This window comes from Streptomyces sp. NPDC051183, from assembly GCF_040682455.1.
Taxonomy (GTDB): Bacteria; Actinomycetota; Actinomycetes; order Streptomycetales; family Streptomycetaceae; genus Streptomyces.
In genome coordinates this window covers 119,891-140,692 of sequence record NZ_JBFBBA010000001.1, presented here as the reverse complement: position 1 = coordinate 140,692, position 20,802 = coordinate 119,891, and the positions used below count along the sequence as shown (strand labels likewise).

The 20,802-nt window shown below is 72.5% G+C and carries 26 protein-coding genes; 11 read left to right on the top strand and 15 right to left on the bottom strand.

Annotated features, from left to right (window positions below; translation table 11 throughout):
• Window positions 1–64: 64 nt before the first annotated feature.
• Both AB0M99_RS00685 and AB0M99_RS00680 read left to right on the top strand, forming a co-directional pair.
• A complete protein-coding gene (locus AB0M99_RS00685; RefSeq protein WP_365916020.1) occupies window positions 65–571 on the top strand; it encodes a hypothetical protein in 507 nt (168 codons plus the stop codon).
• Between the two features lie 62 nt (window positions 572–633).
• A complete protein-coding gene (locus AB0M99_RS00680) occupies window positions 634–1,536 on the top strand; it encodes an alpha/beta hydrolase (RefSeq protein ID WP_365916018.1) in 903 nt (300 codons plus the stop codon).
• A 70-nt stretch (window positions 1,537–1,606) separates the two neighbouring features.
• On the opposite strand, the gene AB0M99_RS00675 is transcribed toward AB0M99_RS00680, so the two are convergent.
• Together AB0M99_RS00675 and AB0M99_RS00670 are read right to left on the bottom strand one after the other, a co-directional pair.
• On the bottom strand, window positions 1,607–3,106 hold the full coding sequence (locus AB0M99_RS00675) for a DEAD/DEAH box helicase (RefSeq protein WP_365916016.1): 1,500 nt from the start codon (window positions 3,104–3,106) through the stop codon (window positions 1,607–1,609).
• Between the two features lie 87 nt (window positions 3,107–3,193).
• On the bottom strand, window positions 3,194–3,688 hold the full coding sequence (locus tag AB0M99_RS00670; protein ID WP_365916014.1) for a MarR family transcriptional regulator: 495 nt from the start codon (window positions 3,686–3,688) through the stop codon (window positions 3,194–3,196).
• Window positions 3,689–3,808: 120 nt separating this feature from the next.
• Here AB0M99_RS00670 and AB0M99_RS00665 point away from each other — a divergent pair, with 120 nt between their 5' ends.
• From AB0M99_RS00665 to AB0M99_RS00655, 3 genes are all read left to right on the top strand, one after another.
• Window positions 3,809–4,177, top strand: a complete 369-nt coding sequence (locus AB0M99_RS00665; RefSeq protein WP_365916012.1) for an HGxxPAAW family protein — start codon at window positions 3,809–3,811, stop codon at window positions 4,175–4,177.
• A gap of 171 nt (window positions 4,178–4,348) precedes the next feature.
• Complete coding sequence (locus AB0M99_RS00660) at window positions 4,349–4,555, top strand: cold-shock protein (RefSeq protein ID WP_250739345.1); 207 nt, start codon at window positions 4,349–4,351, stop codon at window positions 4,553–4,555.
• A 96-nt stretch (window positions 4,556–4,651) separates the two neighbouring features.
• The gene (locus AB0M99_RS00655) at window positions 4,652–5,182 is read left to right on the top strand and encodes a kinase (protein ID WP_365916512.1); all 531 of its coding nucleotides are present in this window, start codon (window positions 4,652–4,654) and stop codon (window positions 5,180–5,182) included.
• Here the strand turns inward: AB0M99_RS00655 and AB0M99_RS00650 are convergent.
• Both AB0M99_RS00650 and AB0M99_RS00645 read right to left on the bottom strand, forming a co-directional pair.
• On the bottom strand, window positions 5,179–5,754 hold the full coding sequence (locus AB0M99_RS00650) for a TetR family transcriptional regulator (protein WP_365916009.1): 576 nt from the start codon (window positions 5,752–5,754) through the stop codon (window positions 5,179–5,181). The genes AB0M99_RS00655 and AB0M99_RS00650 overlap by 4 nt on opposite strands.
• Entirely contained in the window at window positions 5,751–6,104 is a 354-nt protein-coding gene (locus AB0M99_RS00645; RefSeq protein ID WP_365916007.1) for a DUF1304 domain-containing protein, read from the bottom strand. Before AB0M99_RS00645 ends, AB0M99_RS00650 begins: the two co-directional genes overlap by 4 nt.
• Before the next feature lie 121 nt (window positions 6,105–6,225).
• On the opposite strand from AB0M99_RS00645, the gene AB0M99_RS00640 reads away from it, so the two are divergent.
• The gene (locus AB0M99_RS00640; protein WP_365916005.1) at window positions 6,226–7,233 is read left to right on the top strand and encodes a DUF4872 domain-containing protein; all 1,008 of its coding nucleotides are present in this window, start codon (window positions 6,226–6,228) and stop codon (window positions 7,231–7,233) included.
• Between the two features lie 78 nt (window positions 7,234–7,311).
• On the opposite strand, the gene AB0M99_RS00635 is transcribed toward AB0M99_RS00640, so the two are convergent.
• The 3 genes from AB0M99_RS00635 to tnpA all read right to left on the bottom strand — a co-directional run bounded on the left by AB0M99_RS00635 (window position 7,312) and on the right by tnpA (window position 9,404).
• On the bottom strand, window positions 7,312–7,506 hold the full coding sequence (locus tag AB0M99_RS00635; RefSeq protein WP_365916510.1) for a ferredoxin: 195 nt from the start codon (window positions 7,504–7,506) through the stop codon (window positions 7,312–7,314).
• Between the two features lie 14 nt (window positions 7,507–7,520).
• Complete coding sequence (locus AB0M99_RS00630; RefSeq protein WP_365916003.1) at window positions 7,521–8,771, bottom strand: cytochrome P450; 1,251 nt, start codon at window positions 8,769–8,771, stop codon at window positions 7,521–7,523.
• A gap of 216 nt (window positions 8,772–8,987) precedes the next feature.
• Complete coding sequence (tnpA, locus tag AB0M99_RS00625) at window positions 8,988–9,404, bottom strand: IS200/IS605 family transposase (RefSeq protein ID WP_365916001.1); 417 nt, start codon at window positions 9,402–9,404, stop codon at window positions 8,988–8,990.
• Window positions 9,405–9,430: 26 nt separating this feature from the next.
• On the opposite strand from tnpA, the gene AB0M99_RS00620 reads away from it, so the two are divergent.
• Entirely contained in the window at window positions 9,431–10,585 is a 1,155-nt protein-coding gene (locus AB0M99_RS00620) for a transposase (RefSeq protein ID WP_365915999.1), read from the top strand.
• 126 nt (window positions 10,586–10,711) lie between these two features.
• Here the strand turns inward: AB0M99_RS00620 and AB0M99_RS00615 are convergent, their stop codons facing one another.
• Window positions 10,712–11,053 carry a thioredoxin domain-containing protein gene (locus tag AB0M99_RS00615; protein ID WP_365915997.1) on the bottom strand — a complete coding sequence of 114 codons (342 nt, stop codon included), beginning with the start codon at window positions 11,051–11,053 and terminating at the stop codon, window positions 10,712–10,714.
• Window positions 11,054–11,131: 78 nt separating this feature from the next.
• Between AB0M99_RS00615 and AB0M99_RS00610 the strand changes: the two genes are divergently transcribed.
• Together AB0M99_RS00610 and AB0M99_RS00605 are read left to right on the top strand one after the other, a co-directional pair.
• Window positions 11,132–11,401 (top strand): hypothetical protein, encoded by a 270-nt coding sequence (locus tag AB0M99_RS00610; protein ID WP_365915995.1) that lies wholly within the window; start codon window positions 11,132–11,134, stop codon window positions 11,399–11,401.
• 83 nt (window positions 11,402–11,484) lie between these two features.
• Entirely contained in the window at window positions 11,485–12,105 is a 621-nt protein-coding gene (locus AB0M99_RS00605) for a hypothetical protein (RefSeq protein WP_365915993.1), read from the top strand.
• A gap of 35 nt (window positions 12,106–12,140) precedes the next feature.
• Here the strand turns inward: AB0M99_RS00605 and AB0M99_RS00600 are convergent, their stop codons facing one another.
• Window positions 12,141–12,518, bottom strand: coding sequence for a hypothetical protein (locus tag AB0M99_RS00600; protein ID WP_365915991.1), 378 nt, complete (start codon window positions 12,516–12,518; stop codon window positions 12,141–12,143).
• A 248-nt stretch (window positions 12,519–12,766) separates the two neighbouring features.
• Here AB0M99_RS00600 and AB0M99_RS00595 point away from each other — a divergent pair, with 248 nt between their 5' ends.
• Together AB0M99_RS00595 and AB0M99_RS00590 are read left to right on the top strand one after the other, a co-directional pair.
• Window positions 12,767–13,123 carry a YciI family protein gene (locus tag AB0M99_RS00595; protein ID WP_365915989.1) on the top strand — a complete coding sequence of 119 codons (357 nt, stop codon included), beginning with the start codon at window positions 12,767–12,769 and terminating at the stop codon, window positions 13,121–13,123.
• A 65-nt stretch (window positions 13,124–13,188) separates the two neighbouring features.
• On the top strand, window positions 13,189–14,424 hold the full coding sequence (locus tag AB0M99_RS00590; protein ID WP_365915987.1) for an RNA polymerase sigma factor: 1,236 nt from the start codon (window positions 13,189–13,191) through the stop codon (window positions 14,422–14,424).
• A gap of 21 nt (window positions 14,425–14,445) precedes the next feature.
• Here AB0M99_RS00590 and AB0M99_RS00585 read toward each other — a convergent pair whose 3' ends face one another.
• From AB0M99_RS00585 to AB0M99_RS00560, 6 genes are all read right to left on the bottom strand, one after another.
• Window positions 14,446–15,927: a condensation domain-containing protein gene (locus AB0M99_RS00585; protein ID WP_365915985.1), complete on the bottom strand. Its 1,482-nt coding sequence runs from the start codon at window positions 15,925–15,927 to the stop codon at window positions 14,446–14,448.
• 79 nt (window positions 15,928–16,006) lie between these two features.
• Window positions 16,007–16,408 (bottom strand): hypothetical protein, encoded by a 402-nt coding sequence (locus AB0M99_RS00580; RefSeq protein ID WP_365915983.1) that lies wholly within the window; start codon window positions 16,406–16,408, stop codon window positions 16,007–16,009.
• Window positions 16,409–16,478: 70 nt separating this feature from the next.
• Window positions 16,479–16,718 carry a hypothetical protein gene (locus AB0M99_RS00575; protein WP_365915981.1) on the bottom strand — a complete coding sequence of 80 codons (240 nt, stop codon included), beginning with the start codon at window positions 16,716–16,718 and terminating at the stop codon, window positions 16,479–16,481.
• Window positions 16,715–17,362: a TNT domain-containing protein gene (locus tag AB0M99_RS00570; RefSeq protein WP_365916508.1), complete on the bottom strand. Its 648-nt coding sequence runs from the start codon at window positions 17,360–17,362 to the stop codon at window positions 16,715–16,717. The genes AB0M99_RS00575 and AB0M99_RS00570 overlap by 4 nt, the downstream gene beginning before the upstream one ends.
• Window positions 17,363–17,616: 254 nt before the next feature.
• A complete protein-coding gene (locus AB0M99_RS00565) occupies window positions 17,617–19,926 on the bottom strand; it encodes an FtsX-like permease family protein (RefSeq protein ID WP_365915979.1) in 2,310 nt (769 codons plus the stop codon).
• On the bottom strand, window positions 19,923–20,672 hold the full coding sequence (locus tag AB0M99_RS00560; protein WP_365915977.1) for an ABC transporter ATP-binding protein: 750 nt from the start codon (window positions 20,670–20,672) through the stop codon (window positions 19,923–19,925). The genes AB0M99_RS00565 and AB0M99_RS00560 overlap by 4 nt, the downstream gene beginning before the upstream one ends.
• Window positions 20,673–20,802 lie beyond the last annotated feature (130 nt).

Below are 20,802 nucleotides of genomic sequence, written 5' to 3'. Positions count from 1 at the left end.
CGGCGGCGGGCCCGACGGGACCCTGGGCACCGGTCGTTCACCGCTGTCGTGTGGAATGGTCGCCATGGGGAGACGCGAGAACCAGATACGCCCGGCCGAGCGGTCGAGCGCGCCCGAGTACTGGCGCTACGCCCGGCACCTGGATTCCCTGGCGGCCGTATCGGGTGGGGCGGTTGAGGCCGAGGCGGCCGAGGCCGAAGCGGTGGCCGCGGTCCTGCGCGACCCGGACCCGGTGATGGCGGAAAGTGCCGTCGTCACCCACCTGGACCGGCGGGCGGCGCAGCTGCTGGCCGACGGGGCGTTCCCCGCCTGGGCGCACGCCATGGGCGCCGCGCTCGGCGGGCGCACCTTCGCGGCCCGCCGGCTGCGCGAGTGGATCCTGCTCAGGTCCATCGCCCGGGGCGAGCCCTGGGCGGTCGCCGACCTCACCGCCGCCTCCGACTGGTGCCAGCGCACGGCCGCCCAGTCGCTGGCCTCGGACGAGGCGCTGAGCCTGCTGGCCGCCGCCGCCCGCAGCCACAGCGTCCGCAACACCGCGGCGCGGCGTCTGCTGCGGCGTGCGGCGGTCTGAGGCCGGCGGCTCTTCGCCGAATCCGGTTGCCACGGCCGCGACGTGATCGTGAGGATGGCGCCATGCCTGTCTTAAGCGCACCCGACGGAACCGAACTCGCCTACCACGTGGCCGGCGAGGGCGAACCACTGATCTGCCTGCCGGGCGGTCCCATGCGGGCCTCCACGTACCTCGGCGACCTCGGGGGAGTGTCGGAGCGCCGCCGGCTGGTCATGCTCGACCTGCGGGGCACGGGCGGCTCCGCCCTCCCGGCCGACCCCGCGTCCTACCGCTGCGACCGGCAGGTCGGGGACGTCGAGGCCCTGCGGCGCCATCTCGGCCCGGAGCGGGTCGACATCCTCGCCCACTCCGCGGGCGGCGACCTCGCCCTCCTCTACGCGGCCCGGTACCCCGAGCACGTCCGCAGCCTCGTGCTGGTCACCGCCCGGGCCCGGGCCATCGGCATCGACTTCACCGTGGAGCACCGCCGGGAGGCCATGGCCCTGCGCGCGGCCGAGCCCTGGTACGCGCGCGCCCGCCCGGCGGCGGAGGCCGTGTGGGCCGGTACTGCCACGGACGCCCAATGGGAGGCGTCGGGCCCGTTCCACTACGGCCGTTGGGACGCCGCCGCGCAGGCGCACGCCGCGGCCGAGGCCGGGCAGTCCAACGAGGAGGCCGGCGAGGTCTACGCCTCCGCCGGAGCCTTCGAGCCGGCGCTCACGCGCGCGGCCGTCGCCGCCCTTGAGGTGCCGGTGCTGATCCTGGCCGGCGAACTGGACGGCGGTCCCCGTCCGCGCGTCGCCCGGGCCATCGCGGAGTGGTTCCCCAGGGCCGAGGTGACCGTCCAGCCGGGCGCCGGCCACTACCCGTGGGTCGACGATCCCGCCGCCTTCGCGCGGACTGTACTGGGCTTCCTCGACGCGGAGGAGGAACGAAAGGCCGTGCTCACCCGGGCGGCTGCGGCCCGTAGGCGCCCGCGCGGCTGACCGTGGGCCCGGGGCAACGAGAAGGCGCCGGTCCCCCCGTGTGAGGGGGACAGGCGCCTTCACGTACGCGTCACTTGCCTCGGCGCACCCGGGCCGCGGCGCGGGCCGCGGCCGCCTGCCGGGCCTCCACGGTCTTGCGGGACTCCTTGCCGCGCCCCGGCCGCCCGGGCCGGGTGCCGATCCCGCGGAAGCCGAGGTCCGAGCCGGACGGCTTGCCCTTGGCGTCGGTCGGCGCCGCGCCCGCCAGCGGGACCCCGGACGGGGCCTTCGCGCCGGTGATGCGGCTGAGCGCGGCCTCGCCGGAGCGCACCTGCGTGATCGTCGGCCGGATCTTGGCGTCGGCCATCAGCCGCACGATGTCGCGGCGCTGGTTCGGCGTGACCAGGGTGACGACCTTGCCGGACTCGCCGGCGCGCGCCGTACGGCCGCCGCGGTGCAGGTAGTCCTTGTGGTCCGCGGGCGGGTCGACGTTGACGACGAGGTCGAGGTCGTCGATGTGGATGCCGCGCGCCGCGACGTTGGTCGCGACCAGGACGCCGATCAGGCCGTCCTTGAACTGCCCCAGGGTCCGGGTGCGCTGCGGCTGCGACTTGCCGCTGTGCAGGCCCTCCGCCCGTACGCCCATCGCCCGCAGGTGCTTCACGAACTGGTCGACGCCGTGCTTGGTGTCCAGGAACATCAGCACCCGGCCCTCGCGGGCGGCGATCTCGGTGGCCGCCGAGACCTTGTCGGCCGCGTGGATGTGCAGCACGTGGTGGTCCATCGTGGTGACCGAGGCCGCCGACGGGTCCACGGAGTGCGAGACCGGGTCCTTCAGGTAGCTCCGGACGAGCTGGTCCACATTGCGGTCCAGGGTGGCCGAGAAGAGCATCTTCTGCCCGGCGTGGTGCACCTGGTCGAGGATCTCGGTGACCTGCGGCATGAAGCCCATGTCGCACATCTGGTCCGCCTCGTCGAGCACCGTGATCTTCACGCGCTCCAGGTGGACGTCCCGCCGCCCGATCAGGTCGCTGAGGCGCCCGGGGGTGGCGACCACGACCTCCGCGCCGGTGCGCAGCGCCGAGGTCTGGCGGCCGATGGACAGACCGCCGACGACCGTGGCCATCCGCAGCTTCAGTGCCTGCGCGTACGGGGCCAGCGCTTCGGTCACCTGCTGCGCCAGTTCGCGCGTCGGTACGAGGACCAGCGCCAGCGGGCGCTTCGGATCGGCCTGCTCGCCCGCCGTGCGCGCCAGCATGGCCAGGCCGAAGGCCAGCGTCTTGCCGGAGCCGGTCCGGCCGCGGCCCAGGATGTCCCGGCCAGCGAGGGAGTTCGGAAGGGTCGCCGCCTGGATGGGGAACGGCTCCGTCACCGCCAGCTCGGCCAGCGTCCGCACCAGCTCCGGGGGCAGGTCGAGCTCGGCGAACGTCTTCACGGGCGGCAGCGCCGGAGTGGTGGTCGCGGGCATCGCGAACTCGCCCCGCAGGGGAGCGGTCCGCGGGCTCTTGCCGCCCGCCTTGCCACCGCCCCTGGGGCCTGCCTTGGCTCCGGCCTTGACGCCGAAACGCCCGTGAGGTGACGGGTTCTTCATGCAGAACCTTCCGTGAAGACGTGAAAGGAGGAAATTTTACCATCGGGCCCGCGTCGCGACGGGGGCCCGGGGCCGCGGGGCACCGGGCTACGGGGCCACCGGACCCAGTTCCCCGGCCCGCACCTGGGCGAGGTGGGCGGTGATCTCGACCGTCGCGCGCCCGAACCAGTCGGCGATGACGGCGATCTCGTCGGAGGTGTACTGGGCGAACACCGCGCCCAGCCGCGCGTAGAAGGGCTCGTACACGGCGAAGATCCGTGCGGCGGTGTCCGCGTCGGCCACGACCCGCACCCGGCGCCGGTCGGCCGGGTCGGGCCTGCGGCTCGCGTAGCCGGCCCGCTCCAGGCGGTTGAGGACTCCGGTGACCGCACCCGTGGTGAGCTTCGTCCGCTCGGCGAGTTCACCGGCGGTGAGAGGGGTGTCCCCGGCGCCCAGGATGTGGCCCAGGCACGTCAGGTCGGTGACGTTGATCCCGAGCAGCTGCGCCACTTCCTGCTGGCCGATGAGGCCCAGCGCGATGTAGCTGTCCATGCGCGAAAGCGCCTCCCCGGCCGTGGCCGCGGGGCGGGGCTTGCCCTGCACGCGAATACTCCTTAGGATCTAAGAGGCTTAGTTCGTGAGATGTTTATCTTGCTGAATAAGTCATCCCGTTTCCGTTCCGAGCCTACTGCGGCCCGCCCCACCGTCCTGCCAGGGAGAACCATGAGCGCGCACGGCGACGTCGACCTCGGCCACACCGTGGCCGGCTGGACCGGCACCATCCTCGCCCTGCTGGGCTGCACCGGAGCGGGCGTGGCGTTCTGCGCCGCCTGGACGCCCGGCATCTGGCTCGGCCTCGGTGTCGTCGCCGCGGCCGCCCTCACCACCTGGCTGCTGCACCTGGCCGGCTGGGGCAAGCCGAGCGGCCCCCGGGCGCCCGCGGACTGGGACTGGCGCGTCCGGGACACCGCCGCCCGCGACGGGCACCCCGACTGCCTGGGCTGCCGGCTCAGCGGCCCGCGGCGCGCCGCCGCGGCGGCCCCCCGGCCGCGCCCCGCCGTGTCGCTGCCGGCCGCGGACAGCGGCGCGTAACCCCTGCCGAGGGATGTCGATCCCCCGTTTCACGGACGTGGCGACCAAAGGTTCGATTCATTCCGTACGCCCCGGTTGGCCGCGCTTGGCGTGTGGCGGGGGTGACCTGTGGGCAGGATCGAGACGGCCGCACGTGCGGCCCGCGTGGAACGTTGAGAAGGATCAGCACAGATGGCAACAGGCACCGTGAAGTGGTTCAACTCGGAGAAGGGATTCGGCTTCATCCAGCAGGACGACGGCGGCCCCGACGTGTTCGTGCACTTCTCCGCCATCCAGACGACCGGCTTCAAGGAGCTGGCCGAGGGCGCGAAGGTCGAGTACAGCGTGACCCAGGGTCCCAAGGGTCCTCAGGCGGAGCAGGTGGTCACCATCGGCTAGCGCCGCTTCACGAGTCCAGCCCGTGAGGGTGGGCCCCGCCGGATCTCCGGCGGGGCCCACGCGCGTACGGCCCCGGCCGGTAGCGTGGCCCGCGTGATGACGGGCACCCCGGACACCCGGTTGATCGTGCTGCGCGGCAATTCCGCCTCGGGCAAGTCCTCGGTCGCGGCGGGGATCCGCGCGCGCCACGGACGCGGCATGGCGCTCGTGGCCCAGGACAACCTGCGGCGCGAGGTCCTGCACGAACGGGACACCCCCGGCGCCGCGAACATCGGGCTGATCGGCAGCGTCGCGCGGTACGGGCTGGACCACGGCTTCCACGTGATCGTCGAGGGGATCCTCTACGCGGACCGGTACGGCCCGATGCTCGACGCGCTGCGGCGGGCGCACCGGGGGTCGACCCACTTCTACTACCTGGACGTGCCGTTCGAGGAGACCCTGCGCCGGCACGCGACCAAGCCGCAGGCCGCCGAGTTCGGGGAGCCGGAACTGCGCGAGTGGTACAGGCCGCTGGACCTGCTGCCGGGCGACTGGGAGAGCGTCGTCCCGGCCGGGGACTCGCTGGAGGACACCGTGGACCGGGTGATGCGGGAGGTCGGCCTCGACGGCCGCACCGAGCCGGGCTAACCCGCCCGGTGCAGGGCCAGGAGCAGCGCCCAGAGCCGGTCCGCGAGCTCCGCGGGATCCGCCGGCACCAGGCCGTGCAGCCAGTCCGCGAGCACCCCCGTGAAGGCTGCGGCCACCGCCGAGGCGACCAGGTCGGGGCGCGGCGCACCGATCGCCGCACGCTCGGCGCGTGCGCGGGCCCGCAACTCCCGGTGCAGGCGCTCGCCCAGCGGGCCGCCTCCGCCCGGCAGGAGCAGGCTGCGGTACAGCGGGGCCCGTTCGGCCGTGCCACCGAGGAACTCGGCCAGGGCGGCCGGCGGCCGGGCCGGGGCGCGCGATCCGGGGCCCGTCTGCCAGGTGTGCAGAGCGTCGACCGCCGCGTGCACCACGTCGGCGCACGCGTCCACGGCGAGCGCGGTGAGGTCCTCGTAGTGCAGGTAGAACGTGGCGCGCCCGACGCCGGCCCGGCGGACCACCGCCGAGACGCTGACCTCGGCCAGCGCCCGGTCCGCGCACTCCGCGAGGAGGCCCTCGCGCAGCCGCGCCTTGGTGCGGGCGGTACGGGGGTCCGTACGCGGGTCCTCGGCGCTCATCCGGCGAGCAGCGCCGCACCCAGGGCGAGGGCGCCGGGCAGGGCCTGGGCGACCAGGATCCGCCGGTTGGCGGTCGCGGCCCCGTACACCCCGGCCGCGATCACGCAGACGAGGAAGAAGACCTGCGTGGCGAGCGAGTCGATGACCAGCGACCAGACCAGGCCGGCGGCGAGGAACCCGTTGTAGAGGCCCTGGTTGGCGGCGAGCGGAGCGGTGAGGCGGGCGGTGTCCGCGTCGAAGCCGGACAGCGCCCGGCCGGGCGGCCGCTGCCACAGGAACATCTCCAGCACCAGGATGTACGCGTGCAGTGCGGCGACGGCGCCGATGAGGACCTGAGCGACCGTGTGCACGGCCACCTCCCTTGGGTTCCGATGGGTTCCGGTAACGACTTCCTGGACAACTGTACAGGAAGTCGGCCGCCCGGCAGGGCGCCCGGCCGGGCGGCCGCGACGGCACGGATACCCTGACCGCATGACCGTGCTCGTTTACGAAGACTTCGGCGCAGGCCGCCACCGCGAGAGTTCGCTGATCCGCCACGCGCTCGGCAGCGCGCACGACGAGGTGCTGGTCGCGGGCCTCGCCGGCGGGATCGGCTTCATGTACTTCGTCTTCGAGTACGCCGGCCGGCCGCCGATCGCCACGATCGTCGCGCAGGCCCACCCGCACCCCTGGGTGCAGACGGCGCTCGGGCGGCTGCACGTCCCGTACCTGGCCACCACCAGCGCCAAGCCCCGCCTGAACCGGGTGTACGGCGCGCTCGACGCCGGGCTGCCCGTGTTCTGCGTCGTCGACCGGTCCCTGCTGCCCTGGCACGCGGCGGCGCAGAGCCCCGAGATGGCCTCCGCCGATCCGTACACCGTGGTCGTCGCGGGGTACGAGGGCGACACCCTGTACGTCGAGGACGGGGCCGCCACCCCGTACCGGATCGACCGGGAAGAGTTCACCGCCGCCTGGTCGGGGCACCGCAAGGGCCGCCACCAGATGATCGTGCCCACCGGGCCGCCCACCGACGAGCCGGACCTCGACGAGGCCATCGCCGCGACGGTGGCCCGCCTCACCGGCCCGGTGCTCGGCAACCACTTCGACGTGAACTTCGGCTTCTCCGGCATGGAGAAGTTCGCCGCCCAGCTGCGCGACACCCGTACCAAGACGGGCTGGGAGCGCCGCTTCGGCTCGTCCCCGGAGGCCCTGGGCGCGGGCATGGGCCGGCTCCACTCCTGCCTGGAGGAGGAGTGGACGGCCCCCGGTGCGACCCGGCCGCTCTACGCCGACTTCCTGGACCTCGCCGGCCGGCCCGAAGCGGCGGACCTCTTCCGGGACTCCGGCCGGCAGTGGTCGCGCCTGGCCGAACTGGCCCGTACGGCCGACCCGGCGGCGGACGCCGAAGGCCGCCGGGCCCTCTTCGACGGGTGCGCGGACCTGGTGGACGGGGCCCTGGCCCTGGAGCGGCGGGCCGCCGGGCTCCTGAGCGGGAGCTGAACCCCCGCTCAGGCGGCGCGTCTCACGGCCGGGCGGCGCGTCTCACAACCCGACTCACGGCCAGGCTCACGCCCCCGCTCACGGCCCGGCCACGGAGATCGCGGAGACCGGGCAGGCGCGCGCGGCTTCCCGCACGAGCCGGCTCCCCCGGCCGTCCTCGTGGCCCGGGACCAGCTCGCTGAACCCGTCGTCGTCCTGGGTGAACACCTCGGGCGCGGTGAGGGCGCACTGGCCGGCGCCGATGCAGACGGCCGTGTCGATGTCGATGCGCAGTGACGTCACGCCCCTCACCAGGCCACGGGGAGTTCGACCATGCCCTGGATGGTGTCCCCGGACTTGAAGGGGATCCGGTCCGGATCGGCCGCCAGCCGCAGTCCGGGCAGCCTCCGGAAGAGCGTGCCCAGGGCGATCTCCATCTCGGCGCGGGCCAGATTCTGTCCGAGGCACTGGTGGATGCCGAAGCCGAAGGCCAGGTGGTGCCGGGTGGACCGGTGCCAGTCCAGCGCGTCGGGGTCCTCGAAGACGTCCCCGTCGCGGTTGATCACCGAGGTGGAGAAGACCACCCCGTCGTCCGGGCGGACCGTGACACCGGCGATCTCGATGTCCTCGGTGGCCACCCGCAGCATCCCGTCGGCGATGGACAGGAACCGCATCAGCTCCTCCACCGCCGCCGGGAGGAGCACCGGGTCCGAGCGGAGCTCGGCCAACTGCTCCGGGTGGCTGAGCAGGGTGAAGGTACCGAGGGAGATCATGTTCGCGGTGGTCTCGTGCCCGGCGATCAGCAGGATCGCGGCCAGCGACACCAGCTCGTCGACATCGGTCTCGCCGGTCTCCAGTCGCTGGGTGACGAGCTCGTCCAGGAGCCCGTCGCCCGGCTCCCGGCGCTTGCGCTCGATCAGCTCGCGCAGGTAGCCGTTGATCCGGTCGCGGGCGTCCTCCACATCGGCCGCCTCCGGCCCGCGCAGCAGCCGGCGCGACTCTCCCTCGAAGAACTCGTGGTCCTCGTACGGGACTCCGAGCAGCGCGCAGATCACCATCGACGGCACCGGCAGCGCGAAGGCGCTGACCAGCTCCGCCCGCGGGCCCCGGGCGACCATCCCGTCGATCAGCCGGTCCACGGTCTCCTGGATCCGGGGCCGCAGGGCGGCGGTCCGCTTCAGGGTGAAGCTGGGGATCAGCATCCGGCGCTGGGCGTTGTGCTCGGGGTCGTCCACCCCGAGCAGGGCGGTGCGCCGGTCCTTGAGGCCGGAGAAGCGCTTGCTGGGGAGCGGGAAGGCGGCGTTCTGCCGGTCGGCAGAGAGCCGCCGGTCGGAGAGCAGGGCGCGCGCCTCGGCGTGACCGGTGACCACCCACACCGAGCGGCCGTCGAAGAGGGTGACCCGCGAGAGCGGCCGGCCCGCCCGCAGGGGGTCGTAGGCGGTCGGCGGGTGGTAGGGGCAGGTCCGGTCCTGCGGAAAGTCGACGGGTTCGGGGACAAGGGGTTCGGGGACAAGGAGGTCGGGAGCAATGGATTCGGTGGAGACAACGGGTTCGGACATACGAGCACCTCGCAAGCGATGGTTCCGTCTCGCCAGCCCTATTACATGCCCTAGGCACCTATCCCACCTATGCCACTTTCGGCCAGATCGGGCATGTTCGCCCGGAGGGCCCATCCGGCCCCCGGGCCGGGCCCCGCGCGCTACCGGGACTAATCGCAGTGCATCGGGCTTTGGCCCGGTGGTGAAGCGATTCTCAGGACTGCTCTGACCCGCGCGTCACAGCGGGCGATTCTGCTGCTCGATGTACTGACGGACCATCGACAACGGGGCCCCGCCGACTGACCCGGCAAAGTACGAGCCGGACCAGAGTCGTTGTGCCCGCCAGTAGTGGCGGGCGAGGTCGGGGAACTCCTGGCGGAGTCGGCGGGAGCTGACGCCCTTCAAGCTGTTGACCAGCTTGGACAGGGCGACCTTCGGCGGGAGGTTCACCAGGAGGTGGACGTGGTTGTTCTCGCCGTTGAACTCGACCAGCTCGACCTCGAAGTCTGCGCAGACGCTGCGCATGATCTCTTCGCACCGTGTGAGGTGCTGGTCGTTGAAGCCCTTGTGCCGGTACTTCGTCACGAAAACCAAGTGGGCGTGGAGGATGAAAGTGCAGTGCCGACCTGTGCGGATGTTCTGATAGTCAGCCATAAACCAACCGTAGTACGATCGTTGGTATGCAGCTGCGGTACTCCTTCCGCGTGTACCCGCACGCCACCCAGCGCACGGCGTTGGCAAGGGCGTTCGGGTGCGCCCGCGTGGTCTGGAACGACGGGCTGCGTCTGCGGCAGGACGCCTACAAGCAGGGCCTTGACCGGCCGAAGGCGGCGGAGTTGTCGAAGCGGTTCGTCACCGAGGCGAAGAAGACCGAGGAACGTGCCTGGCTGTCCGAGGTGTCGGCCGTGGTCCTCCAGCAGTCCCTGCGGGACCTGGAGACCGCGTACTCCAACTTCTTCGCCTCGAAGAACGGCACCCGCAAGGGCCCGAAGACGGGGCCGCCGAAGTTCAAGAAGAAGTCCAGCCGCCAGGCGGTCCGCTTCACCATGAACGCCCGGTTCTCCATCACCGCCGACCGCAAGCTCCGGCTCCCGAAGATCGGCGATGTCAAGATCCGCTGGTCCCGTGAGCTTCCCTGCGCCCCGTCGTCCGTGACCGTGATCAAGGACGCCTCGGGCCGGTACTTCGCCTCGTTCGTGGTGGAGGCCGAGGACGAGTCGTTGCCCGAGCTGGACCTGGACACGACCGAGACCGGTATCGACCTGGGCCTGTCCACGTATGCGGTCCTGCGCGGCCGGAAGATCAGCTCGCCGAAGTTCTTCCGCCGCCAGGCCAAGAAGCTCAAGCGGGCGCAGCGCAAGCTGTCCCGTGCCAAGAAGGGTTCGAACAACCGGCGCAAGGCCAAGCTCGCCGTAGCGAAGGTCCATGCCCGCGTCGCTGATCAGCGACGCGACTTCATCGAGCAGGAAACCACCCGGATCACGCGCGAGAGCCAAGCCGTGTACGTGGAGGACCTGAACGTGAAGGGCATGGGGACGGCCAAGGGCAAGCGCGGCAAGTCCGTCCACGACCAGTCCCCCGGCATGTTCGCCCGCACCCTCGAAGCCAAATGCGCACGGTACGGGCGTACCTTCGCCAAGGTCTCCCGCTGGTTCCCCAGCACGCAACTGTGCTCCGCCTGCGGATCGATCGAGGGACCCAGGGGACTGGAAGGACTCAAGGTCCGCCACTGGGTGTGCTCCTGCGGAGCAGTCCACGACCGGGACGAGAATGCAGAACTCAACCTCCGCCGCGAAGGACGGCGCATCGTGGCCGAGGGACGCCCGGACACGTAAAACGCCTGCGGAGCCCACGTAAGACCCGGCATGCCGGGCAGCGGGTGATGAAACAGGAACCACCACGCACCCGCTGGAAACAGCGGCGGCACGGTGGGAATCTCCCGCCTTCAGGCGGGATGAGCGTCAAAGGTGCGCGTTCAGGAACGCCCGGAACTCCTCGCGGGTCATCGGTCCCGCCTGGCTCGCCACCGCCTCGCCGTCCTTGACGAGGACGACGGTCGGGGCGCCCGCCACGCCGTAGCGCCTGGTCGGCCCGGGGCAGCGGGTGATGTCCGTACGGACCGCCGTCAGCCGCGTCCCGTACTCCTCGGCCAGCTCGCCGACGATCGTGTCCATCGCCCTGCACGCCTCGACCGCCTTGGGCCAGCTCCCGCAGAAGTAGGCGAGAACCGGCCCGCCGCCGGCCATCGTGAGGATGAAGTCGAACTCCTCGTTCTCCAGCGGCTGGTGTACCCGACGTGCCATGAGTGGTGCTCCTGCTCCGTGTGCGCGGTGATCCGTACGGCGGACTCCATTGTCAGTGCCCGCTGCCAAGCTGGGCGCATGGACGACAGGATGCTCCGGCGCCGGGTCTACGGCGCCGACCACGACGACCCCGACCCCGGCCCGCGCCCCGGCCACGTCTACGGCGAGCTCGTGGGCGGTCCCCTCGACGGGCTCCTCCTGGACATCACCGGCTGGAGCGGGCGCCAACTGGCCGAAGAAGCCCGGCTCCCCACGGAGATAGGGCGCTACGGCGCGGGCGGCCGGGCCCACTACCGCCGCCGCGCGGGCGACGAGGACCGCTGGGACTGGGCGGGCGACAGCCCCTGACCGGACCCTGCCCGTCCGGTCCGGGCGGGTGATCGCGATCATGGATCTTCCTCGTACAGAGCCATAGGGAAGGAACGGAGCCGATGGGGCACACCCTGGAGATGAGCACCGGCGACATGCGGGCGGTGATCCGGCTGCTGACGGCGGTGGAGCGGACGCCCGACCAGGAGCGCCGCCTGGGTCTCACGCGCGAGCGCTGCGCGCAGGTCGACGCCCGCTTCCGCGACCAGGGCATCGAGCTGGACGTGCCGGTCACCCAGGCGCTGGAGGAACTGCTGGAGGGCGCCCCCACCGCGGACATGGAGCCCGCCTACACCTACGCCTTCCAGGCCCTGGTCGCCGGGCACTTCTCCGACACCTACCACCTCGGCCACTGGCGCCGGCCGTCCTGGTTCCACACCGTCGACGCGGAGATGACGCGGCACGGGGTCCCGGCCGACCTCGCGCCGGCCGCGCTGCTCTTCGGCGGCCCGCCGGTGCGGCTTCCGCATCCGGGCGACGCCACCCCGTGGATGGGGACCTTCCCGGCTTCCCGGGCCGCCGAGCTCGTCGCGGCGTACGAGGCCGTCCTCGACCGGCTCGACGACGAGGTCCGGGAGACGGCCGAAGTGTTCCTCGAACCCATGCGGGTGGAGGCCGCGGAGTGGGAGGCGACCAAGAAGGCGGGCCGGACCCAGGACACCGTGTTCTTCTGGCTCTGCTGACGTCCCGCCAGGCCCGCGCGCCGGGCGCGCCCGGCTCAGCCGGCCGCCGCGCCGCGGCTGACGCTGCGGGCCCACAGGACGAGCGGGATCTGCAGGGGCAGCCGCCCGATCGTCGCGGCCCGCACGCCCGGGGAGCCGTGGCGCGCGTCCACGGCCATCTTGACGTTCGCCGGGAACACGCCGACGAAGAACGCCGCCGTCGCCAGCGCCGCCGCCCGGCGGGTGCGCGGGTGGGCGACCCCGACGGCCAGGGCCAGCTCCGCCACGCCGCTCGCGTACGTCCACTGCCGCGGGGTGCCGGGCAGCGAGCGCGGGACGATCGCGTCGAACTGCTTCGGCGCGATGGCGTGCGCCACCGCGGCCGTGGCGAGCAGGCCGGCGAGGAGCGCGGGGGAGGAGGGGGTGCGCGGCATCGGGAGTTCCTCTCTGAGGGCGTGGGCCCAGCGATCCTACTCGCCGGTAGCTACTGTGGGCAGGGGCAGGGGCAGGGGCAGGGGCAGGGGCAGGGGCAGGGGCCCGCGAGCGCCCGCGCCACCTCCGGGTGGCCGTCCCGCAAGATTCTTTGAAGAATTTCCCGGGGAGGCGTCGATCCGGGCGGCTCCCGTTCGACGCAGGGGTGAGAGGCAGGGAGAGCCCCCGCCCTCACGACCGAGGAGTCACCATGCCGCGCTTCCTGACCCTGATCCGCATCGACGAGCAGAACCTGCCCCCCGAGGAATTCCCCGCCGACTTCGAGCAGCGCATGGGCGCGCTGCTGGAGGAGATCACCAAGGCCGGCGTCATGCTCGACACCGCCGGGCTGCTGCCCACCTCCCAGAGCACCCGGCTCAGCTGGTCCGGCGGAAAGATCAGCTACACCGACGGCCCCTTCACCGAGACCAAGGAAGTCGTCGGCGGCTACTCCCTCACCCAGTGCAAGGACAAGGCCGAGGCCATGGAGTGGACCAAGCGGTTCCTCGAAATCCACCCGGCGAGCTGGAACGTCGGCGCCGAGGTCCGGGAGATCCAGGAGATGTGATCCGCGCTCCACGATCCGCGATCCGCGTTTGCCCTGCCGCGTCACGGCTGCTCTGATGGGTGGCCGTGACGGCAGCGAGTACGGCCCAGGCGGTCGAAGCGGTGTTCAGGATCGAGTCCGCCCGGATCATCGCGGGCGTGGCCCGGATCGTGCGCGACGTCGGCATCGCCGAGGAGATCGCGCAGGACGCCCTGGTCGCCGCCCTGGAACAGTGGCCGCACTCGGGCGTCCCCGACCGGCCCGGCGCCTGGCTGACGACCACCGCCAAACGCCGCGCGATCGACCTCGTCCGCCGTAAGGAGGCGTACGCGCGCAAGCTCGCCGAGGTCGGCCGGACCCTGGAGGACGTACCACCGCCCGCCGAGCCGGCCGACCCGGAGGACATCGACGACGACCTGCTCCGGCTGGTCTTCACCGCCTGCCACCCGGTGCTCGCCACCGACGCCCGCATCGCCCTCACCCTGCGCCTGATCGGCGGGCTCACCACCCCGGAGATCGCCCGCGCCTTCCTCACCACCGAGCCGACCGTCGCCCAGCGGATCGTCCGGGCGAAGCGGGCGCTGGCCAAGGCCGGGGTGCCGTTCGAGGTCCCGTACGGAGCCGACCGCGAGGAACGGCTCGCCTCCGTCCTGGAGGTCATCTACCTCGTCTTCAACGAGGGCTACTCGGCGACCGCCGGCGACGACCTCGTCCGCCCCGCCCTCTGCGAGGACGCGCTCCGGCTGGCCCGCGTCCTCGCCGCCCTCATGCCCGAGGAACCCGAGGTGCACGGGCTGGTGGCGCTCCTGGAGTTCCAGGCCTCCCGGATCGCCACCCGCACCGGCTCCGACGGCGAGCCGGTGCTCCTCGCCGACCAGAACCGGTCCAAGTGGAACCGCATGCTGATCCGCCGGGGAGTCGAGGCCATGCACCGCGCCGGCACCGGCCCGTACTCCCTCCAGGCCGCCATCGCGGGCTGCCACGCGGACGCCGTGCGCTACGAGGACACCGACTGGCGGACCATCGCCACCCTCTACGAGCGCCTGGTCGTACTGGTCCCGTCACCGGTGGTCGAGCTCAACCGGGCGGTCGCGGTCTCCATGGCCGACGGCCCCGGGCCTGCGCTCGCGCTGGTGGACGCGCTGGCGGCGGAACCGGCCCTGCGCGCCTACCACTTGCTGCCGAGCGTACGGGGAGACCTGCTGGAGCGGCTCGGCCGACGGGAGGAGGCACGGGCGGAGTTCGAACGGGCCGCCTCGCTCACGCGCAACGCGCGGGAACAGGCCCTGCTGCGCAGGCGCGCCGCCCGCCTCGACGGCTGACGCGCCTGCGGCCGCGTCCCGTCAGGCGCGCCGGCCGTACGCGGCCACGTCGAGCGGGGTGCGCACGGGCCGGCGCGGCGCCGTCAGTGCGATGGGCCGGCGCAGCGAGCCGTACCGGGCGATCTCACGGACCGTCAGCCGCAGCGCCTCCTGGAAGTCGTCCATGGTGCGACGGGCGACGGGCGTGTCCACGTACATGGAGTTCATGTGCAGCCCGTCCCTGTCCCGCTGGAACCAGGAGCAGGTGCCGTTGGCGCTCGCCGACCACACGTGGGTCGAGGGCCGCCAGTCCTCGTGCCGCTCGGCCCCCGGACACCGGCGCATGTCGATGTACGAGAAGAAGTTCACCGGGTAGGGCCAGGAACGGGCGCCGAACTCCTCAGGTGCCAGCAACTGCCAGGCCCGGACGAACGGTACGTCGATGTGCTCCAGCATCTCGCTGAAACCGGCCCGTACGGCGGCCACGACCTGGGCAAAGTCCCGGCCCGGCGAGGCGTCGAACTCGATGGGCATGGTGTTGACGAACCAGCCGACCGAGTCCGACCAGCCGGACCGGCCGCGCTCGCTGACCGGCAGGAACCCGCGGTAGACACCCGGTCCGCCGGCCTCGCGCAGGCAGACGGCGACGGCGGCGAGCAACCCCATGAAGGGCTTGCCGTCGACCGCCAGACAGGCCTTCTCGAACACCTCGGCCTCGCCGGCGTCCAGCAGTTGCGAGGCCTCGCTGACGATCGGGTACATCCGGCCCGGCTCCACACCGAGTTCGAGCGGGAAGCGCGGGAAGAACTCGCCGCCGCCGCGCGCGATGAACGCCTTCCAGTTGTCCAGCCGTTCGTCGGTGGCGTCGATGGACAGGTAGCGGCCGCGCTGCTCCTCGGCGAAGTCGAGATAGCTCGGCGCGGGCTCGACGACGTGCTCCTCGCCACGGCACAGGGCTTCGTACACGCTCTGCACGTCATTGACCACGACCGGCATCGACAGGCCGTCGCAGACGATGTGGTCGAAGGCCAGGTACACGGTCGCGGAGTCCTCGCGCAGGACGGCGCCCATCGTGAACAGCGGCCACGACAGGGTGTCGATGCTCCGCTTGAACCGTTCGACGAGGAAGTGCTTCAGGGCCCCGGACGTCTCGAAGGCGGTCACAGGCACGGAGTCGAGGGCGAGTTCGTCGGGAGCGATGGGCGCGCACGCCAGCTCGCCGGCCAGGCGGCGGAACTCGCAGCGCAGCACTTCGTGACGCTGCACGAAGGCCAGCAGGGACCGGGTCAGCGCGTCCTCGTCGAGTGCTCCGGCGACCTCGAAGGTGACCGCCACCCACGAGGCGATCGGGTCGCCGTCGGCGCGGCTCTCCTCGGCGACGGTGAAGTGCTTGTCCTGGTTGAAGGACGCCTGCCGGTCCGCCGCGTCGTCCGGCCCGCAGGCCTCCGCCGCCGTGGACCGCAACCGCCACTCGACGACCCGGCCGGGTGCCATGTGGTGCATCTCCAGAGGAAACTGCCGCATTCCGTCATCCCTTCGCCCCCAGAGTCAACCCCGAGGCCCTAACGACACCCGCCCCACGGAAGTGACGCCCACCTGGGGTTCACCGGCGCGGGAGCAGGGGGCGCAGGAGGCGGCGCAGTCGCGAGCCGGGGGTCGCGGGCCCGGAGCCGCGGGCCTCCGGCCGGCGCGTGCGGGCCTGCGGCCAGGGGTACTGGGATTCGAGTTCGTCGGCCACGCGAATCAGGAAGGCGCGGAACTCGGCCTCCCCGTAGGGCTGTTGGCCGGGATACGGCGTGAAGGCGGTGGTCAGCGGCTCGTCGTGGAGCGCGGCGGCGCGCAGGCCCGCCACCTGCGCGGGGATCGGCCGGTCGGTGACCGGCTCGACCTGGAGGGCGAGGGCGTACCGGCCGACCAGTTCGTCGCCCAGCTCCAGGCCGGTGCTGTGGTACATCGCGTTGTAGAGGATGCCGTTGACCATCCCCAACACCCACGGCTCGATCATCTCCGCGCCCCCTTGCACCCTCGTGCCACCCTTCCCCGCCGCACTCTAGTGCGCGTCCGGAGCCCGCGTTTCAGCAGCCCAGCAGGGTGCGGAGGTGGGCACAGGCCCCGGCCTCGGTGGTGTGCCCGGCGACGGGCTCGTACGCGCCCCGCTCGAACACCCCGGTCTCCCAGCTGCCGTCCGGCCGGGCGCGCAGGTACACGAAGTCCGTCGGGGTGGGCGCCGGTTCGTGGACGCCCTCGATCCAGTAGTGCCCGGCGGGCACCCCGGCTTCCCGGAGTGCCCGTTCGAGTTCCTGCCGGTGGCTCACGAGGGGACGGGGGCCAGATAGCCGTTGTCGAGCAGCCACTTGACGTTCAGGCGCTGACCCGCGCCCGGGTCGAGGAAGGCCGGGTCGAGCTTGATCTGCCGACCGCCGCCCGGCTGCTCGAACCAGGGGGCGATGGAGCCCTCCCAGACGGCGAACGCCTTGGTCACCCGGTACGCGTGGTAGTCGCACGGGAAGGCCGCGTCGCGGGTGTTGAGGTTCTGCGGGGGCAGCGCGCGCTTGGCGTACGCGTCACCTGCCGGGGCGAGGTACGAGCCGTACTCCGAGCCGAAGCGGTCCAGGAGCTCGCCCTCGTCCAGCACTTCCCGGGCCTTGTCGACGGTGCCGTTGACCTCGGCGAACCCGTCGTTCGGCGGGTACTTCCAGGTGCCCGTGTCGGCCGGCCCCTCCCAGTACTTCTTGAGGAAGTCGGCGGAGGAGAGCTTTCCGGTGCGGTGGTAGTGCTTGAGCAGGGGCCCGACCGGCTCCTGCCACTTGTGGGGCAGGTGCTTGGGGCCCAGCCGCTTGTCGCCCTCGAACTCCCCGGTGCAGGGGGCCTTCGCCGCGGCGGCGGCCGGGGGAGCGGCCGGCCCGGCCGGGGCCGCCTGGGCGGCGGGGGCGGCCGCGAGGGCGGCGGTGACGCCCATCGCGGCGAGGACGGCACGGATCCTCAGGTCGGTACGGCTGCGCTCCACGCGGGACTCCTCGGGGGTGACGACGGCTGTCGGTGCGCGGCACACAGTAATGAAAGATCGCCGGAGAGTGATCACTGTCGGGCGTGAACCGGCCATCCGTGTCGCGGCCGGGCGCAGGCCCCGAGCCGACGCCGTGGAGCGCCGGCTCCGGGGCCATGAGCGTCGTGGAACGGCCCTGAGCTGGGGCATTTCAGGCTCAAAACCGTCTACTCCGTGTGCAGGACCGAGGCGATCGTCAGCCGGGCCGCCGAACGGGCCGGGGCGAGGGAACCCAGGACGGCGATGGCGACGCCCGCGAGCAGCAGGGCGGCCAGTTGGGGTGCGTGCCACACGTCCTTCATGGCCTCCGGGAAGCGGACCATGCCGATGTTGTCCACGACCAGCCGGTGCGCGACGATCCCGAGCGGGATCCCCAGCATTCCGCCGACCGCGCCCACGCCCGCCACGGACGTCACCGTCATCACCACGACCTGGCGCGGGGTCATCCCGATCGACTTGAGCATGCCCAGGTCGCGGCGGCGCTCCCGGATGTTCAGGAGCACGGTGTTGAAGACGCCCAGCGAGGCGACGACGGTCAGCAGCACGGTGAACACCGACGAGAAGCCGACGACGGTGACGGTCGCGGTGTTCGCGGACTCCCCCGTCTCCGCCTTGAGGCCCGGATCGATCGCGTCGACCGCGTCGGCATAGGCGCGGGTGTCGGTGCCCGGGGCGAGGCGGACCCTGTAGTCGACTGCTCGGGTGCCGGGGGCGAGCAGTTCGAGGGTCTCCCAGGTGGAGTCCAGGCTCCGGGCATCGCCCTCGATCAGTTCCCCGACGATGGTCGAAGGTACCTGGCGGCCGTTCAGCGCCAGCGTCACCTTGTCGCCGACGGACAGCCCCCGCTCGGTCAGGAACTGCGGGCCGACCACGATCTCGCCCGCGCCCCGGGGCAGCCGGCCCGCCACGATCTGGCCGGCGGCCGGGGGAAGGTCCCCGCGGTAGAAGTTGGCGAAGGCGGGCTGCGTGTGCCCCACCAGGCTCACCTGCGAGAGCGCGCGGGCTTCGACCCGCTGCGCCCCCGGCAGGGAGCGGAGCCGTTCCTCGATCTGCGCGTCGCCGATCGCCGGTGGCCGGCCGCGGCCGTCGGGCGCGCCCGTCAGTACGTCGACCCGCGGGCCCCCGTCTCCCCGGGAGGCTTCCCCGTACGCGAGCATCGTGCTGGTCAGACCGGTCGCCAGGGTCACCGTCATGACACCGAGGACGATGGCGGCCATGGTCAGCAGTGTGCGGGCCGGACGGGCGAACGGCTGGCCCAGGCCCAGGCTGACCGAGCGCGGCAGCCGGGCCGAGGCGAGCAGGCGCTGGACGCGCAGCCCGCGGCCGGTCCTCGGCGCACCGCCGGTAGCGATCGCCTGGGCGGCCGGCAGCCGGTGCGCCCGCAGGGCCGGAACCAGCGCGGTGAGCAGGACGAGCGCGGGGATGCCCGCCAGGCAGAGGAGGTTGGTCCAGGGGGCGACCGTGGCGACGGCGGCCCGGCCGGTCTCGATGCCGGAGAAGGCGATCTGCAGGATGGGGCCGGCCAGCGCGTTGCCGAGCAGGGTGCCGAGCACGCATCCGACGACGGCGGGCACCGAGACCATCGCCAGGTAGACGGCGACGACCTGGCCCGGCGTGAAGCCCAGGGCCTTGAGCACACCGATGTGCCGGTAGCCGGAGACGACGGCGCCACTGACCACGTTGCCGACGATGAGGGCGGCGACGAGCAGGCCGAGGACGCCGAAGAGGGCCATGAAGGGGAGGTAGGCGCCGGCCCGCGCCGAGAAGGCCTTCTTGAGGGTGAGGTGGGACTGGGAGGCGGTCACCGCGTCCGGGGGCAGCGCGGCGGTGGCCCCGGCCAGCGAGGACTTCAGCCCGGCGTCCGTCGCGGAGTCCGCGAAGCGGTAGAGCATCTGCGCGGAGGACGGGTGCAGCGCCGCCAGCTGTCCGGGAGTCACCCACGCCGCGGCGGACTTGCTCATGCTGGTGGCGAACCCGACGACCGTGAGCGGCGGGACCCCGGGAACCTCCAGCTTCGTACCGAGGAGCCCGGCGTCGGGCGTGCCGTCGTAGGAGTTGTTGACGACGATCTCGCCGGGCGCGTCGGCCCAGCGCCCCAGCGTCAGCTCGACGCGGTCCACCGGACCGCCGGGGTCGGCCCGGCCCACTACGGTGAGCGGTCCGGCCGGCATCCAGAGCCAGTCCCCGGGTACGTCGATGACGCTCTGGTGGAAGGGCCCGGCGGCGGCCGCCACACCCGGGCGGTGGGCCGTATGCGCGAGCTGTTCGTCCGAGACCTTGCGGGTGTCGTACGTGACCACCGCGTGCGCCCCGCGCTGGGCGGCGTACGCCTTGTCGAAGGGGCCCGAGGAGGCGGCGAGCAGGGCCAGTGCGAGCAGCACGGTGGTGGTGGAGCACAGGACGACGAGCCCGATGACGAACGTCTGGAGCCGGCGGCGCCGGACGGCCGCGCGGGCGGCCCGCCACACGGCGCTCATGCCGTCACCTGGATGCCGCCGTCGGCCGACGCGGCGGCCGCACGCTCGTCCAGCGAGCGCTCGCGCGCCACCCGGCCGTCGGCCACCTCGACCAGGCGGCTGGCGCAGCGGGTGGCCAGCTTCGGGTCGTGGGTGACGATCAGCAGGGTCTGGCCGATCTGGTTCAGGTCGATCAGCAGGTCCATCACCTGCTCGCCCGAGCGGCTGTCGAGGGCGCCGGTGGGCTCGTCGGCCAGCAGCAGCGCCGGACGGTTCATCAGGGCCCGGGCCACGGCGACGCGCTGGCGCTCGCCGCCGCTGAGCGTGGCCGGGTAGTTGTCGCGACGGTCCGCGATGCCGAGCTCGTCGAGGAGTTCCAGGGCCCGGCGGCGGGCCTGCCGGGCGGAGGTGCCGGTCAGCTGGGCGGCCAGGGCGACGTTGTCGAGGGCCGGCAGATCGTCGATGAGGTTGAAGAACTGGAAGATCATGCCGACGTCGCGCCGCCGGAACAGCGCCAGACCGGTCTCGGTCAGCTTCCCCAGGTCCTGGCCGTGCACCTGCACCGTGCCCGCGGTCGGGCGGTCCAGGCCCGCGACCATGTTGAGCAGCGTGGACTTGCCGCAGCCGGAGGGGCCCATCACGGCGACCGCGTCGCCCTTGCGGATCTCCAGGGACAGCCCGTCGAGCGCCTTGGCGTCGCCGTACTCTTTGTGCACACCGTCGAGGCGCACGACCACCTGGCGGGCGCTGTCGTGATCAGTTGTCATGCCACGAACCTAGAAGGAGGTCCGGCGGTGTGCGTCAGCCCCCGGATGTAAGCAACGGGGCGGGTCATCCCGGGGATGTACGCGAGCAGCCCCGTCAGAGGGATGCGGACTACACGGGGGGCCTGCGAAG

Bases quoted from the DNA above. Each gene is read 5' to 3' on its own strand.
- AB0M99_RS00685 (WP_365916020.1), top strand. From the start codon at position 65: ATGGGGAGACGCGAGAACCAGATACGCCCGGCCGAGCGGTCGAGCGCG.
- AB0M99_RS00680 (WP_365916018.1), top strand. From the start codon at position 634: ATGCCTGTCTTAAGCGCACCCGACGGAACCGAACTCGCCTACCACGTG.
- AB0M99_RS00675 (WP_365916016.1), bottom strand. From the start codon at position 3,106: ATGAAGAACCCGTCACCTCACGGGCGTTTCGGCGTCAAGGCCGGAGCC.
- AB0M99_RS00665 (WP_365916012.1), top strand. From the start codon at position 3,809: ATGAGCGCGCACGGCGACGTCGACCTCGGCCACACCGTGGCCGGCTGG.
- AB0M99_RS00660 (WP_250739345.1), top strand. From the start codon at position 4,349: ATGGCAACAGGCACCGTGAAGTGGTTCAACTCGGAGAAGGGATTCGGC.
- AB0M99_RS00655 (WP_365916512.1), top strand. From the start codon at position 4,652: ATGACGGGCACCCCGGACACCCGGTTGATCGTGCTGCGCGGCAATTCC.
- AB0M99_RS00650 (WP_365916009.1), bottom strand. From the start codon at position 5,754: ATGAGCGCCGAGGACCCGCGTACGGACCCCCGTACCGCCCGCACCAAG.
- AB0M99_RS00640 (WP_365916005.1), top strand. From the start codon at position 6,226: ATGACCGTGCTCGTTTACGAAGACTTCGGCGCAGGCCGCCACCGCGAG.
- AB0M99_RS00630 (WP_365916003.1), bottom strand. From the start codon at position 8,771: ATGTCCGAACCCGTTGTCTCCACCGAATCCATTGCTCCCGACCTCCTT.
- tnpA (WP_365916001.1), bottom strand. From the start codon at position 9,404: ATGGCTGACTATCAGAACATCCGCACAGGTCGGCACTGCACTTTCATC.
- AB0M99_RS00620 (WP_365915999.1), top strand. From the start codon at position 9,431: ATGCAGCTGCGGTACTCCTTCCGCGTGTACCCGCACGCCACCCAGCGC.
- AB0M99_RS00615 (WP_365915997.1), bottom strand. From the start codon at position 11,053: ATGGCACGTCGGGTACACCAGCCGCTGGAGAACGAGGAGTTCGACTTC.
- AB0M99_RS00610 (WP_365915995.1), top strand. From the start codon at position 11,132: ATGGACGACAGGATGCTCCGGCGCCGGGTCTACGGCGCCGACCACGAC.
- AB0M99_RS00605 (WP_365915993.1), top strand. From the start codon at position 11,485: ATGGGGCACACCCTGGAGATGAGCACCGGCGACATGCGGGCGGTGATC.
- AB0M99_RS00600 (WP_365915991.1), bottom strand. From the start codon at position 12,518: ATGCCGCGCACCCCCTCCTCCCCCGCGCTCCTCGCCGGCCTGCTCGCC.
- AB0M99_RS00595 (WP_365915989.1), top strand. From the start codon at position 12,767: ATGCCGCGCTTCCTGACCCTGATCCGCATCGACGAGCAGAACCTGCCC.
- AB0M99_RS00585 (WP_365915985.1), bottom strand. From the start codon at position 15,927: ATGCGGCAGTTTCCTCTGGAGATGCACCACATGGCACCCGGCCGGGTC.
- AB0M99_RS00580 (WP_365915983.1), bottom strand. From the start codon at position 16,408: ATGATCGAGCCGTGGGTGTTGGGGATGGTCAACGGCATCCTCTACAAC.
- AB0M99_RS00570 (WP_365916508.1), bottom strand. From the start codon at position 17,362: ATGGGCGTCACCGCCGCCCTCGCGGCCGCCCCCGCCGCCCAGGCGGCC.
- AB0M99_RS00565 (WP_365915979.1), bottom strand. From the start codon at position 19,926: ATGAGCGCCGTGTGGCGGGCCGCCCGCGCGGCCGTCCGGCGCCGCCGG.
- AB0M99_RS00560 (WP_365915977.1), bottom strand. From the start codon at position 20,672: ATGACAACTGATCACGACAGCGCCCGCCAGGTGGTCGTGCGCCTCGAC.